General features: G+C 61.8%; 12 protein-coding genes. 7 read left to right on the forward strand and 5 right to left on the reverse strand.

Going from position 1 to position 13,774, the window contains the following annotated elements:
• Positions 1-7: 7 nt before the first annotated feature.
• Entirely contained in the window at positions 8-1,216 is a 1,209-nt protein-coding gene (locus HHL24_RS02215) for an acyl-CoA dehydrogenase family protein (RefSeq protein ID WP_169483754.1), read from the reverse strand.
• Positions 1,217-1,359: 143 nt separating this feature from the next.
• Here HHL24_RS02215 and HHL24_RS02220 point away from each other — a divergent pair, with 143 nt between their 5' ends.
• The gene (locus HHL24_RS02220; RefSeq protein ID WP_206002673.1) at positions 1,360-2,211 is read left to right on the forward strand and encodes an IclR family transcriptional regulator; all 852 of its coding nucleotides are present in this window, start codon (positions 1,360-1,362) and stop codon (positions 2,209-2,211) included.
• A gap of 78 nt (positions 2,212-2,289) precedes the next feature.
• Here HHL24_RS02220 and HHL24_RS02225 read toward each other — a convergent pair whose 3' ends face one another.
• The 3 genes from HHL24_RS02225 to HHL24_RS02235 form a co-directional block, all read right to left on the reverse strand.
• On the reverse strand, positions 2,290-3,594 hold the full coding sequence (locus HHL24_RS02225) for a DUF3443 family protein (protein WP_169483755.1): 1,305 nt from the start codon (positions 3,592-3,594) through the stop codon (positions 2,290-2,292).
• Between the two features lie 30 nt (positions 3,595-3,624).
• Positions 3,625-4,131, reverse strand: a complete 507-nt coding sequence (locus HHL24_RS02230; protein WP_230417309.1) for a DUF2844 domain-containing protein — start codon at positions 4,129-4,131, stop codon at positions 3,625-3,627.
• Positions 4,132-4,685: 554 nt separating this feature from the next.
• Positions 4,686-5,597, reverse strand: a complete 912-nt coding sequence (locus tag HHL24_RS02235) for a LysR family transcriptional regulator (RefSeq protein WP_169483756.1) — start codon at positions 5,595-5,597, stop codon at positions 4,686-4,688.
• A gap of 99 nt (positions 5,598-5,696) precedes the next feature.
• Here HHL24_RS02235 and HHL24_RS02240 point away from each other — a divergent pair, with 99 nt between their 5' ends.
• From HHL24_RS02240 to HHL24_RS02250, 3 genes are read left to right on the forward strand one after another with little or no spacing between them, the layout of a single operon-like run.
• A complete protein-coding gene (locus HHL24_RS02240) occupies positions 5,697-7,001 on the forward strand; it encodes a CitMHS family transporter (protein WP_169483757.1) in 1,305 nt (434 codons plus the stop codon).
• A gap of 33 nt (positions 7,002-7,034) precedes the next feature.
• The gene (locus HHL24_RS02245) at positions 7,035-8,393 is read left to right on the forward strand and encodes an acyclic terpene utilization AtuA family protein (RefSeq protein ID WP_169483758.1); all 1,359 of its coding nucleotides are present in this window, start codon (positions 7,035-7,037) and stop codon (positions 8,391-8,393) included.
• 1 nt (position 8,394) lies between these two features.
• Positions 8,395-8,709: an AtuA-related protein gene (locus tag HHL24_RS02250; protein ID WP_169483759.1), complete on the forward strand. Its 315-nt coding sequence runs from the start codon at positions 8,395-8,397 to the stop codon at positions 8,707-8,709.
• A 126-nt stretch (positions 8,710-8,835) separates the two neighbouring features.
• Here the strand turns inward: HHL24_RS02250 and HHL24_RS02255 are convergent, their stop codons facing one another.
• Positions 8,836-9,546 carry a FadR/GntR family transcriptional regulator gene (locus tag HHL24_RS02255; protein ID WP_169483760.1) on the reverse strand — a complete coding sequence of 237 codons (711 nt, stop codon included), beginning with the start codon at positions 9,544-9,546 and terminating at the stop codon, positions 8,836-8,838.
• Positions 9,547-9,973: 427 nt separating this feature from the next.
• On the opposite strand from HHL24_RS02255, the gene HHL24_RS02260 reads away from it, so the two are divergent.
• The 3 genes from HHL24_RS02260 to kdgD all read left to right on the forward strand — a co-directional run bounded on the left by HHL24_RS02260 (position 9,974) and on the right by kdgD (position 13,773).
• The gene (locus HHL24_RS02260) at positions 9,974-11,305 is read left to right on the forward strand and encodes an MFS transporter (protein WP_169483761.1); all 1,332 of its coding nucleotides are present in this window, start codon (positions 9,974-9,976) and stop codon (positions 11,303-11,305) included.
• Positions 11,306-11,429: 124 nt separating this feature from the next.
• Positions 11,430-12,779 (forward strand): glucarate dehydratase, encoded by a 1,350-nt coding sequence (gene gudD / locus HHL24_RS02265; protein WP_169483762.1) that lies wholly within the window; start codon positions 11,430-11,432, stop codon positions 12,777-12,779.
• A 76-nt stretch (positions 12,780-12,855) separates the two neighbouring features.
• Positions 12,856-13,773: a 5-dehydro-4-deoxyglucarate dehydratase gene (gene kdgD / locus HHL24_RS02270; protein ID WP_169483763.1), complete on the forward strand. Its 918-nt coding sequence runs from the start codon at positions 12,856-12,858 to the stop codon at positions 13,771-13,773.
• The last annotated feature ends 1 nt before the right edge of the window (position 13,774 follow it).

Raw genomic sequence — 13,774 nt, forward strand, 5'->3', positions numbered from 1 at the left:
GCGGTGCTCATGCGGCACGCGCAGCGTCGGCATGAACGCTGTCCTTCTGTTTCGCCTGATCCCGATCAGCCGCGCGCCGCAGCGTGATCTTCGCGATGTTCAACTGATGAATCTGTGTGGTGCCTTCGTAAATGCGGAACGCGCGCACATCGCGGTAGAACCGCTCGACCGCATTGCCCGCGAGATAACCGCGTCCACCGAGCATCTGAACCGCACGATCCGCGACGCGTCCGCACATCTCCGAAGCGAACATCTTGCACATCGACGCTTCCAGCGCCACGTCCTCGCCCGCATCGCGTTTGCGAGCGGTTTCGAGAATCATCGAGCGCGCCGCGAAGATTTCAGTCTGGCATTCGGCGATCAGCGCCTGCACGAGCTGGAACTCGGCGACAGGCTTGCCGAACTGCTCGCGTTTCGATGTGTACGCAACGGCTTCTTCAAGCATCCGCATGGCCGGGCCCGTGCACAGCGCGGCCAGGTGAATGCGCTGCTTGTTCAATACCTTCATCGCGGTACGAAAGCCCTGACCTTCGACGCCGCCGATCAGATTGGACGCCGGCACCCGGCACGCATTGAACACCACGTCACCGACCGGCGAGCCCGCCTGGCCCATCTTGTCGTAAGGCGCGCTGGTGGAGAGACCGGGCATGCCACGTTCGACGAGAAATGCGGAAATGCCGCCGGCGCCAGGCGTGGCCGGATCGGTACGTGCCATGACCGTGAACAGGTCCGCGATCGGCGCGTTGGTGATGAAGCACTTGCTGCCGTCGAGGATGTAGTGATCGCCGTCGCGTCGCGCGGTGGTGCGCAGCGCGGTGGCGTCCGAGCCGGCGTCTGCCTCGGTCAGCGCGAATGCGCCGGTCAATTCGCCCGACGCGAGACGCGGCAGATAGCGCTGCTTCTGCGCGTCGGTGCCGTCGGCGACGAGCGCTTCCGAGCCGATGCCGGTATTCGTGCCAACCCGCGCACGGAATGCCACCGAGGCTTGTGAAAGCTCGAATGCGCCGCGTACGAGTTGCTCCGTCGAAAGTCCTGCGCCGCCGAAATCGCGCGGAATGCTCCAACCGAAATAGCCAAGCTCGCGCATCCGCTCGACGAGACCCGCCGGCACGGCATCCGCTTTCTCGATCTCGTTTTCGCGCGGAATCGCTTCTTCACGAACGAAACGCGCGACGTCGGCGAGCATCGAGTCGAAATGCGAGGGGTTGCTGGTCATGCTTGTCTCCGTCATGTGAGTCGATTTATGACTTCACTATCGAAGATTTACAGGCGGTCGGCATGATTTGTTCGACTCTGCAGAACAGAGTTTGGATATGCTGAACAGGTAGCGCAGAATTGGCTATCTGAAGGGAGACGATCATGGCAGCCAACAACAAGCGTTCCGAAGCGGCGGCGCTGGCAAGCGACTATCTGGATTCGAAAGCCCGCTACGTGCCCGACGAATTCGACGGCGACCGGCAGTTCGCCACCACGTTGGCGCGCGGCCTCGACATCCTGCATTGCTTTACGCCGCGCGAATCGCAACTCGGCAATGCGGAACTGGCGGCGCGCACCGGCATGACCAAGGCCACCATCTCGCGCTTCACCTACACGCTCACGCGCCTCGGCTACCTGCGCGTCAATCGTATGAACAACAAGTTTCAGCTCGGCTCGGCTGTGCTGTCGCTGAGCTATCCGTTGCTCGCGAGCCTGAGTGTCCGGCAGATCGCGCGGCCTTCGATGAAGGAACTGGCGGATCAGATTCGCGGTTCGGTCTCACTCGGCATGCGGGACCGGCTCAATGTCGTGTACCTGGAAAGCAGCCGCAGCAATACGCCTTTGGGATTGCCGGCGGATATCGGCCTGAGCTATCCGATCGTGCGAACCGCGATGGGCCGCGCGCTGCTCGCCGCGCTGCCGGCCGAGCGGCGCGAGGCGCTCTGCAATGAGATCGCGGTGAAGGCGCCGAACGAATGGAATACGTTTCGCGAGCGCGTAATGAGCGGCATCGATTACTTTTACGAGCGCGGGTTCTGCGTCTCGTACGGCGACTTGCGGCAGGAAGTGCACGCCGTCGCCGTGCCGATGAAACCTTCGGCCGACGGCGAGATTCTGGTGTTCAACTGCGGGGTGCCTTCTTATCTGCTGAAGGAGAATCAGCTGGAAGGGGATATCGGGCCGCGGCTGGTTTCGATGGTGCGCAGTGTTGAAGGGGCGATGGGGATTTATTAGGCCCCAAGAAATTTTCCTGCCCTGCGCAGATAAATATCGGCACTACCGCCGATATTCACCGCGCAGAACAAACACCACTCAGCTCGAAACGTACGCTACATAAGGCCCCGCGCCCCCACCCGTGGACGCCTTGCCCGAAATGCCGTAGTACACGTGCCGGCCATAGAAGAACGGCATGCCGAAGTCGAACTGCCGCGACATATAGATGCCGAGGTTATTGAACGCGTTATTCCCCGACGCGTTCAACGCCGCTCCGTTCGCAATATTGAAGCCGAGCGACACACTCGTGGGGCTGGCTCCCACCAGCGTCGATGACCGGCCCACCGTCGTTGCCGGTACGTAATATCCGGACGAGCTGTCAATCGGGATCGACAGGTCCGGGAAGAACAATACCGTCGATCCGGAATCGAAGAATGTCTTCGTCAGTGTGGCCCCGCTGTAGGTCGAAGTGAAGTCGCCGTTCGCGTTCGTTCTCATCAGCGTGGCGCCCGTGCCGTACAGCGCATTGTTGGCCTGCGTGTCGATGCCGAACACTAGCGTACCCTGAGCCGTCGCGCTTCCTGTGTCGGATACCTGGCCCATCTCCAGAATCACGCCATTGCTGTCCCGCGCGAACTTCGTCACCGGATTGGTAATCTGTGCGCTGAGGGACGCTGATGTGGCCGTGCCGGCGTTGGTGTAGTAGTACGTCGATACCGGTGCTTGCTGGCACGCCAAGCCGCAGTCGGTCGGGCTCACGCCAATCCCGAGAATACCGTTTGCGCCGAGATCGGCAGTGGTCACCAGCGGACGGCCCACCTGGCACTCGGTCGGCGCAGTCACCGGCAGCGTTGTATCGCCGATCACGTGGATCGGTACGCTCGGGGCAGTCTCACCCGAAATCGCAACGTCCGCGAGATGGACGGAACCCCATGCATAGCCGCTGCCAAACAACGCGCATTCGGCGAGCGGGAGGCCGCTCGTCTGATCGTTTTCGGCTGCGAGCGCATTGAAGGTGGAGTCCGGAATGGCCGAACGAACCAGACGTAGCCCGAACGATGCGGTATCGACGATCACGTTCGGGATGATTGCGCAGTGGGTGCTGGCGTTAGATCCATTGGCGCAGATCGTGATGCTGACCATGGGCTGATTGTGGATGCCCGTTCTGCTGACCGTCACCGCTACCGTATTGCCGGGGCCGACAGCGGTAGAGACCGCCGAGGCGTCGGCTGCGAGTACGTTGGGCGAAGAATCGGTTCCGCCCGACGTTGCGGGCGAACTTGCGCCGGCCGGTGCATTTAATGTTGTGCTGCTGTTACTGCTGCTATCCCCGCCGCCACCCCCACCGCAGCCAGCCAGACTAAGCCCGAGAGCCGCAGCAATGATCCATGCGATTTTGCGCACTTTTATTCTCTCGATTAATTTTTAATAGACTTACTTGATGTCGTCAGCGCTAACGCCTTGCGGCAACGCTTGCGGTAGATAGGCTCGACCCACAAAGGCGCCCATATGGCCGCCGGTCTCAACGACCAGAGCTGACTGATGCACGACAGCGGCGCCGTAGCCGCCGCCTTGCGCTGCATGCGCGTCGGTGAGGCCCTGCACGTAAGACGGGAAGTAAGTGGCGAGCAGCGTCTTGAGCGGTGGCATGGTCGGGCCTTCCCAGCTCAACGCGAATACGGTGTTGCCCGCCGCGATGTACTCGTTCACCACCGTGCCCGATGGCAGCGTGGTCTGACTCACGGTGTAAGCCGGCGCAGCGGCATTGGCGCTTGCAGCGTAGCGCGCCACAGCGGTGGCGCTCTGGCTGGCCGCCCCTGCGCTGGTACTGCTGGCGGTTACGGGGTAGGTCGGTGCGCCGCCTAACCCTGCATACGCTGGAGCGATCGTGGCGACTGAGGCCGCAGCCACCACGAGCATTCGAAATTTACTGATTATCATTTTTTGGTTTTCGAAGTTTTTCGGAAAATGCGCGCGAACGTTTCCTCGCGCCCACGCGATGTTAATACTAGCTTGCGTCTGTTCGATTAAAACAGACGAATAACGAGGCTATTCGGGTTCTATTTGAAATTGAACGCCGGCCGGCGGGAAACCAAACGGTGGGCTTGTGAATGGAGTAAGGGAGTAACGGAGTAAGGACCGCGAGTGGGAATCCACGGTATTCATCGCTGCCCTTTCAGATGATGCGTGACAGATAATTCCTGGCGCGGCTGTTACTGCGCCGCTCCGATATTTTTTCATCGATATTTAAACCTGGTATTGCACATCGCTTGTCTGCCATGCGCAAGGTTAGAACCTGTCCTTTCGACACGTGCCTGACTCTCCTGGGTGGCCGGCTCATCCGGCAAGCGGCACCAGACTTTGTCTCCGTCCGGTTGCGTTGTCGATTGAATCATTTAATACGCATAGGGGTCAATCGGGCGCTGACTTCCTCGGCGGCTGTTCCGTAGCGCAACGCGGCGCGGCGAACTGGCGAGTCTGGGCGGAGCTCGATCTCACATCTGCCCGGGCGCTGAAATTTTGCCGAGCTTTTCGATCAACACCGCAACGAAGGTTTCCGTGACGGGCGGCAGGGTCCTGCCGCGCTTCTTGATGAGGGCGATCGGGCGGGTGAACGCGGGATCGTCGACCGGGCGGACCACCAGCTCAGGTTCCGCTCTGACCTCGCGGGCCGATGCCGGCAGGATGGTCACGCCGAGCCCGGCGCGCACCATCGCGACGGCGCTCATCATGTAGGTCGGCTCACAGGCGATCTCCGGCGCACAGCGGGCGTTTGCAAAGGCGCTATCGACCACGGCCCGCACGCTCGTGCCTTGTGCTGTCAACACGAGCGGCACCGCGGCGAGGTCGGCCAGCGTGATGCGCCGCCGCCGTGCCAGCGCGTGGCGCTTCGGAAAAACCGCCACCAGACGATCAATGCCCGCGTGCAGCACCTCGAAGCCGGTATCGTCCAGTTCTCCACCGGTCAGCCCGATATCGACCTCTTCGCTGCGTACCAGCGTGTTGACCATGCTGGCGACCACGTCGCGCACATGGAAGCTCACGCGCGGCACGGCCTTCTTCATCTCCTGCACGAGTTCGGGCAAGACGCTCGCCGCGAAAGTGGGCAAGCACGCGATCCGTACCGTGCCGCTGGTTCCCTCGCCGAGCGCACGCGCGTCGATCAGCACATGTTCCATATCGTGCAGCGACTTCTGCAGCAGCGGCAGCAGCTCGCGGCCGGTCGGCGTCAGCGCGACATTGCGGCTGTTGCGATCAAAGAGCCGCATGCCCACGGTTTCCTCGAGGCGGCGAATCTGCACCGTCAAGGCCGGTTGGGAAAGGTGTAACCGTGTCGCCGCACGCGTGAAGCTGCCCGTTTGCGCGACGGCGATGAACGCGCGGATGTCCCGAAGATTCAAATCCATAATGATTCGTAATGGCTGCGATCAATTCATTTCAATTGATTTATTGTTGCCCCGAACTTACGCTGGATCGCAGTAAAAGACAACATTGGAGACAAGCACATGCTGCCATTCCTGGGGCTGGCTACTATCGTCGTGCTGCTCGGCGCGATTCTGTCGAAACGGATGTCGCCGCTCGTGGCGCTCATCATCGTGCCGATTGCGGCGTCGCTCATCGGCGGTTTCGGCTTTCAGACAAGCAAGTTCGTGATCGACGGGCTCAAGAATCTCGCGCCCGTGGTCGGGATGTTCGTGTTCGCGATTCTTTACTTCGGCATCGTCACCGACGCCGGCACGCTCGATCCGATCATCGACCGTATCCTGCGAGCCGTCGGCACGCGGCCCACGCGCATTGTGATGGGCACCACGTTGCTCGCGCTGCTGATTCATCTGGACGGTTCCGGCGCGGTGTGTTTTCTCGTCACGATTCCCGCAATGTTGCCGCTCTACGACCGCCTGAAGATGGACCGGCGCGTGCTGGCCGCGGCCGTTTCGATGGCCGCCGGCATCAACTTTCTGCCGTGGACGGGGCCGATGATCCGCGCGTCGGCGTCGCTGCATCTGCCGATTTCTGCGTTGTTCAACCCGCTGATTCCCGTGCAGTTAATCGGGCTGGTGTTCGTCTTCGGCATGGCGTTCTGGCTCGGGCGGCGCGAGGAAAAGCGGCTCGGTCTCACAGCCGCGAGCCCTTCCTTGCCGATGCCAAAACGTGAGCTGACGCCCGAGGAACAAGCCTTGCGCCGGCCGAAAAACTTCTGGTTCAACATCGTATTGACGCTGGTCGTACTCGGCACGATGGTCGTCATGGGCGAGAAGATTCCGCCGGCGATCATGTTCATGGTCGGGCTATGCGTCGCGTTGATGGTGAACTATCCGAACGTCGACATGCAGCGTAAGCGGATCGACGCTCATGCGCGCGCTGCGTTGATGATGGCCGGCATTCTGCTTGCGGCCGGCGTGTTCACCGGCGTGATGCAGGGCAGCGGCATGCTGAAAGCGATGGCCCAGGCGGCAGTCGGCTTCGTGCCGCCCGCGATGGCAGGCCACATTCCTGTCGCGCTCGGGTTGATGTCGATGCCGCTGAGCATGCTGTTCGACCCGGACTCGTTTTACTTCGGTGTGCTGCCGGTGATTGCCGAAGTGGCCGGCCAACTCGGCGTGCCCGCCGTGCATGTCGGCCAGGCTGCGCTGCTTGGCCAGATGACCACCGGTTTTCCGGTCAGCCCGCTGACGCCGGCGACTTTCCTCGTGGTCGGCCTGTGCGGCATCGATCTCGCCGATCATCAGAAATTCACGTTCCCCCTGCTGTTTGGCGCCTCGATCGTGATGACGATTGCCTGCGTCGTGCTGGGGATATTCTCGTTGTGAGCTTCACTGTTTCACTGAACGGATGCGACCACCATGATAGCCACTCCACATAGACCGCCGGTGCGAATCGGCGCGGGCGCAGGGTATTCCGGCGACCGTATCGAACCCGCGGTCGAACTGGCGGAACACGGCGCGCTCGATTACCTCGTGTTTGAATGCCTGGCCGAACGGACCATTGCGATTGCGCAGCAGGCGCGCAGCAAAGACCCTGATCTCGGCTACGATCCGCTGCTCGAAACGCGCATGAAGGCGGTTCTCCCCGCTGCGATTCGCAACGGCGTGCGGATCATTTCGAACATGGGCGCGGCCAATCCACTCGCGGCGGCGCGTAAGACGGCTGAGATCGCGCGCTCGCTCGGTCTCGGCGACCTGAAGATTGCCGCCGTCACCGGCGACGATGTGCTCGACGTCGTGCGGCAGGGTAATTTCCATTTCGAGGAATCCGGGGACAGCGTCGCTTCGTACAAGGACCGCCTCGTGTCCGCGAATGCCTATCTCGGCGCGGCGGCAATTGTCGAGGCGCTTGCGGCCGGCGCGCAAATCGTGCTGACCGGACGTGTCGCCGATCCGTCGTTGTTCGTCGCGCCGCTCATCCACGAATTCGGCTGGCAGATGGACGACTGGCAGACGCTCGGCCAGGCGACCGTGATCGGCCACCTGCTCGAATGCGCGGGACAAATCACCGGCGGCTATTTTGCAGATCCGGGTTTCAAGGACGTTCCCAACCTCGCGAGGCTCGGCTTTCCCATCGCCGAAGTGGCGCCGGACGGTTCGGTGGTCATCACCAAGCTCGCGCAGGCCGGCGGACGGGTGACCGAGGCAACCTGCAAAGAGCAACTGCTGTATGAGATTCACGATCCGCAGCGCTATCTGCAGCCGGACGTGGTCGCCGATTTCACCCAGGTGCGTGTCGCGCAGGAAGCGCCGGATCGCATTCGCGTGAGCGGCGGGCGCGGCACGCCGCGTACCGGCACGTTGAAGGTATCGGTCGCTTACTTCGATGGCTGTATCGGCGAAGGGCAGATCTCATACGGCGGTCCCGGCGCGCTGGCACGTGCCCGGCTGGCGCTCGATATCGTGCGGGAAAGGCTTGCCCTGACCGGAGTTGAAACGCGTGAATTGCGCTTCGATCTCATCGGCGTGAATGCGTTGCATGGCGAAACGGTGGCTGCCGGTTACGCCGAGCCTTATGAAGTGCGCGCGCGGGTCGCGGGGCGCACCGAATCGCTGGCGCAAGCAGTGCGGATCGGCAACGAGGTGGAGACGCTTTACACGAACGGCCCGGCGGGCGGTGGCGGTGTGACGAAGTCAGCGCGCGAAGTCGTTGCGGTGCAATCGGTGTTGCTGCCGCGTGAGCATGCCAAACCGACATTCTCGCTGGTGGAGGCGTGACATGAAACTACGTGAGCTTGCTCATTCGCGGACTGGCGACAAGGGCAATACGCTGAATATCTCCGTCATCTGTTATGACGCGAAGCACTACGAGCATCTGCAAGCGGTGTTGACACCGGAGCGGGTCAAGGCGCACTTGGGCGACGTGGTGCGCGGTGACGTCGTGCGTTATGAATTGCCCGGTATTGCCGCGTTCAACTTCGTACTCGGTCAGGCGCTCGGCGGAGGCGTGACGCGCTCGCTTGCACTCGACGCACACGGCAAATCGTTGAGCTCGGCTTTGATGGGGCTGGATGTGGAAGAACCCGCTTCGTAGGTCTGCTTCGAGCCGGAGCAACGCGGATCGCCGGCGGGCGTGCAGGGAAACGTTGCGTTGAAGTGAGCCGGTGGGCTGCCGCACGGTGCGAGGCGAGCGCTTCGCGTCGTACGTTGGCGCTATCTGTCAGCCATCCGCCTTGCTCAACTCGTGCGCGCGCCGAAGTCGCTCGCGGCTGTTGCTCAGATGCATGCGCATCGCGGCGCGCGCATCATCTGCGTCCTGACGTTCGATTGCCCGATAAATCATCTGATGCTCGCTGAGCACGTTGCGCAAGTGTTCGATATGGTCGAGCTCGGCGATCTCGGCGGTGCCGAGCCGCGTGCGCGGGCTCACCGCGCGGCCGAGTTGACTGAGCACATCGAAGAAGTAACGATTGCCGCTCGCGCGCGCGATCTGCAGATGAAACTCGATGTCGTGCGCCACGGTGTCGGTACTGCCCCGCTCGAGTTCGGATTCGAAACGCTCCAGCGCGCCACGAATCTGCTTGAGATTCTGCTCGGTGCGTCGTGCCGCTGCGAGCGCGGCTGAGGCTGCCTCTACGTCGATGCGGAATTCGATGATCGCCATCACGTCCAGCATGCTGGAGAGGTCGGCGGCGGGCAGTTGCACCGGCTTTTCCGCGACCGGCGCCAACACGAACGTGCCGATGCCATGGCGCGTCTCGACTACTTTAGCCGCCTGCAGGCGCGAGATCGCTTCGCGAACCACGGAGCGGCTCACCGAGAGCTGCTTCATCATCGCGACTTCCGTAGGGATGCGGTCGCCCGGCCTCAGGGCGCCGCGGCGGATTTCATCGGAAAGGGTGGCGACCACCTTCTCAGTTAGGCTGCTCATTTCTGCGGCTTATTGACTAATCGGCTGGAAATACACGTTGTGTGTGCGAGTGACGTCGTTTGACGTCTGGACATAGCCATCATAGCTTCAGTCCGAATGATAACGATTTGAATCTCGCGCTCCCGGTGCGGGCTGGGATGACACGTTGACCGTTATAGTCGGTGCAGCCAGAGACTCCAGTTTTCATGTTGTCGGACGTCTTATGTTTGCATGCTGCTTTTAGTGGCGAGATGCTATCTTGGCGGTTGTTCCCCAGTATATAAGGCTCGAATAGCAGGGTAAACACCTTATTGGAAGTAATGAATAGAAGGGGGTAGACTGTCGTCAGACAACGTATCACGCGTTTTAGGACGAGATCACCCGTCTGCTCGAATGCGCCGCGTTGCATTCGATCCGGCCGCCCGAGTGGCCGAAACTGGAGACAACCTTGACATCTGCTCTCACCACGGCGACCGACCCGCTCGAATCCGCCGTCTCAAAGGTCAAGCGGCATGTGCTGCCGCTATTTCTGGTCATGTTCGTCGCGAACTACATCGACCGCGTGAACATCGGTTTCGTCAATTCCCACATGCAGACGGACCTTGGCATCGGCGCTGCCGCATACGGGCTGGGGAGCGGTTTGTTCTTCATCGGCTATGCGCTGTTCGAAGTGCCGTCGAATGTGTTGATGCAGAAGTACGGTGCGCGCGCGTGGCTGACCCGCATCATGGGTACCTGGGGGCTGGTCGCGGCGGCCATGGCGTTCGTCTGGAACGACACTTCGTTCTATGTGCTGCGCTTCCTGCTCGGTGTCGCCGAGGCCGGTTTCTTCCCGGGCGTGGTGTTTTACTTCACCCAATGGCTGCCGCAGAAAGAACGCGGCAAGGCCGTGGCGGTGTTTCTCGCCGGCTCCGCGCTGGCGTCGGTGCTGTCCGGCCCGATCACGGGCAGCCTGCTGTCCATTCGCGGATTCGGCCTGCATGGCTGGCAATGGATGTTCCTGGTCGAAGGCGGCTTTTCGATCGTGCTGTGCGGTGTCAGCTGGATGCTGCTGAAGTCGCGCATTCGCGATGCCTCGTGGTTGACTGCTGAAGAGCGGACTATCCTCGAAACGTCGATCGCGGCGGAGCAGGCCGAGCGCGAGGCGCATGGCGGCGCGCATCTGCCGGCCATGAAGCTGCTGAAGGATCCGCAGATTCTGCTGTTCTGCTTCCTCTATTTCGCGATTCAACTGACCATTTACGCGGCCACCTTCTGGCTGCCGACGATCATCCGCAAGATGGGTGGACTCTCCGACTTTGAAGTCGGCATGCTCAATGCGATCCCGTGGCTCATCGCCATGTTCGCGATGTACTGCTTCGCGGTGCTGTCGGCGAAATGGCGTTTCCAGCAGGCGTGGCTGGCTGTGGCGCTCGTGATTGCGGCATGTGGGCTGTTCGCCTCGACCTCGGGCAATCCGGTGCTGTCGTTCGTCGCGATCTGCTTCTCGGCGATTGGCTTCAAGGCTGCGGCTTCGCTCTTCTGGCCGATCCCGCAGGGCTATCTGGATGCACGTGTGGCTGCTGCGGTGATTGCGCTGATCAATTCGGTGGGCAACCTCGGCGGATTCTTCGCCCCGGCCGCGTTCGGTTATCTGCAGCAACACACCGGCTCGATCACCGGCGGCCTGTACGCCTTGGGCGTGGCTTCGCTGATCGCGGCAGCGGCCGGCTTCCTGACTCGCAATCGTCGCGTGAACCGCGACGCGCTGCCGGAGTCGCTCCATAGCAAAGCTCACTAACTGCCGAAACCGTCCATCTTGAATCACGCACTTCCCGATTTCTGTCCGGTGCTGGTGTCGAATGCGATCACGCAACGCCATGATTCCCGCCAGTCGGCTTACTAACTCACCTGGTCCCAATCTCATGTCCACGAACTCATCCCAATCGAACGCTACGCCGATCGTGACCGAGCTGCGCGTTGTGCCCGTCGCCGGCCGTGACAGCATGCTGATGAATCTGAGCGGCGCGCACGGCCCGTTCTTCACGCGCAACATCGTCATCCTGCGCGATAGCGCCGGCCATACCGGCGTCGGCGAAGTGCCGGGCGGCGAGAGCATCCGCAAGACCATCGACGACGCACGTCCGCTGGTTGTCGGTCAGTCGATCGGTAATCTTCAAGCTATCCTGAACAAAGCGCGTACGCAGTTCGCCGACCGGGACGCCGGTGGCCGCGGTCTGCAAACATTCGATCTGCGCACCACCATTCACGCGGTGACCGCGCTCGAAGCCGCGTTGCTCGATCTGCTCGGTCAACATCTTGGCGTGCCTGTCGCGGCACTGCTCGGCGAAGGCCAGCAGCGCGACGAAGTGGAAATGCTCGGCTATCTGTTCTATATCGGCGACCGCAAGAAAACCGATCTGGCCTATGCCAGTGGCGCGGAAGGGCGCGACGCTTGGGAGCGTGTGCGTACCGAAGAAGCGATGACGCCCGAGGCGGTGGTGCGACTTGCCGAGGCCGCGCAAGCGCGCTATGGCTTCAACGATTTCAAGCTAAAGGGCGGCGTGTTGCCTGGCGACGCTGAAATCGAAGCGGTCACGGCGCTTGCCGAGCGGTTCCCCAACGCCCGCGTCACGCTCGACCCGAATGGCGCATGGTCGCTCGCGGAAGCGGTGCGCCTGTGCCGCGACAAGCACGACGTGCTGGCTTACGCGGAAGATCCGTGCGGCGCGGAAAACGGCTACTCGGGCCGCGAGGTGATGGCCGAATTCCGCCGCGCGACCGGTTTGCCGACAGCGACCAACATGATCGCTACCGACTGGCGCCAGATGGGGCACGCGATCCAGTTGCAGTCCGTGGATATTCCGCTTGCCGATCCGCACTTCTGGACCATGCAGGGCTCGGTGCGCGTGGCGCAGATGTGCAACGAGTGGGGTCTCACCTGGGGCTCGCACTCGAATAATCACTTCGACATTTCGCTCGCGATGTTCACGCATGTCGCGGCGGCGGCGCCCGGCAAGATCACGGCGATCGACACACACTGGATCTGGCAGGACGGTCAGCGTCTGACGCGTGAGCCGCTGCAGATCGTGGGCGGCAAGGTCAAGGTGCCTCAGGCCGCCGGCCTCGGTGTCGAATTGGACATGGACGAGATCGAGAAGGCGCACGCGCTGTATCAGCAACATGGCCTCGGCGCACGCGACGACGGCGTGGCCATGCAGTACCTGATTCCGAACTGGACGTTCGATAACAAGCGCCCGTGTCTGGTGCGCTGAGTCTCCCATGATCCGGGGGCGGTCCGTGTGGCCGCTCGCCTCTCATCCACCATTCGCGTTATCACGCTATCAAGCTATGACCTCACCTCAAGAACTCAAAGCGATCGTTTCCGAAGGCCTGCTGTCCTTTCCGGTGACCGACTTCGACGAACAAGGCGATTTCCGCGCCGATACCTATGCCGAGCGCCTGGAATGGCTCGCTCCGTATGGCGCGACCGCGCTATTTGCCGCCGGCGGCACGGGTGAATTTTTCTCGCTGACCAAAAGCGACTACACGAACGTGATTCGCACGGCGACGGAGACGTGCAGAGGCAAGGTGCCGATTCTTGCCGGCGCGGGTGGCCCGACGCGCGTGGCAATCGAATACGCACAGGAAGCCGAACGTCTCGGCGCGAACGGCGTGCTGCTCATGCCGCACTATTTGACCGAGGCATCGCAGGAAGGTATTGCCGCGCACGTCGAGCAGGTATGCACGGCGGTGAAGAACATCGGCGTGATCGTCTATAACCGCGCGAATTCAAAGCTGAACGCGGACATGCTCGAACGTCTCGCGGACAGTTGCCCGAACCTGATCGGCTTCAAGGACGGGGTGGGTGAAATCGAGGCGATGGTGACGATTCGCCGGCGTCTCGGCGACCGCTTCTCGTATCTCGGCGGCCTGCCGACCGCTGAAGTCTATGCCGCGGCTTATAAGGCGCTGGGCGTGCCGGTGTACTCGTCGGCGGTCTTCAACTTCATCCCGAAGACCGCGATGGATTTCTATCGCGCGATTGCCGCCGATGATCACGCTACCGTCGGCAAGCTGATCGACGAATTCTTCCTGCCGTATCTGGCAATCCGGAATCGCCGTGCGGGTTATGCGGTCAGTATCGTGAAGGCCGGCGCGAAGCTGGTTGGCCACAGCGCAGGTCCGGTGCGTGCGCCGCTGACCGATCTGACCGAAGAAGAGTTGGCGCAACTCGACGTGCTGATCAAGAAGCTCGGCGCGCAATAAG

The sequence above is a fragment of the Paraburkholderia polaris genome, from assembly GCF_012927345.1.
Lineage (GTDB): Bacteria > Pseudomonadota > Gammaproteobacteria > Burkholderiales > Burkholderiaceae > Paraburkholderia > Paraburkholderia polaris.

Coding starts and splice junctions, on each gene's coding strand:
- HHL24_RS02230 (WP_230417309.1), bottom strand. CDS start 4,131: ATGATAATCAGTAAATTTCGAATGCTCGTGGTGGCTGCGGCCTCAGTC.
- HHL24_RS02235 (WP_169483756.1), bottom strand. CDS start 5,597: ATGGATTTGAATCTTCGGGACATCCGCGCGTTCATCGCCGTCGCGCAA.
- HHL24_RS02245 (WP_169483758.1), top strand. CDS start 7,035: ATGATAGCCACTCCACATAGACCGCCGGTGCGAATCGGCGCGGGCGCA.
- HHL24_RS02220 (WP_206002673.1), top strand. CDS start 1,360: ATGGCAGCCAACAACAAGCGTTCCGAAGCGGCGGCGCTGGCAAGCGAC.
- kdgD (WP_169483763.1), top strand. CDS start 12,856: ATGACCTCACCTCAAGAACTCAAAGCGATCGTTTCCGAAGGCCTGCTG.
- HHL24_RS02250 (WP_169483759.1), top strand. CDS start 8,395: ATGAAACTACGTGAGCTTGCTCATTCGCGGACTGGCGACAAGGGCAAT.
- HHL24_RS02240 (WP_169483757.1), top strand. CDS start 5,697: ATGCTGCCATTCCTGGGGCTGGCTACTATCGTCGTGCTGCTCGGCGCG.
- HHL24_RS02255 (WP_169483760.1), bottom strand. CDS start 9,546: ATGAGCAGCCTAACTGAGAAGGTGGTCGCCACCCTTTCCGATGAAATC.
- gudD (WP_169483762.1), top strand. CDS start 11,430: ATGTCCACGAACTCATCCCAATCGAACGCTACGCCGATCGTGACCGAG.
- HHL24_RS02215 (WP_169483754.1), bottom strand. CDS start 1,216: ATGACCAGCAACCCCTCGCATTTCGACTCGATGCTCGCCGACGTCGCG.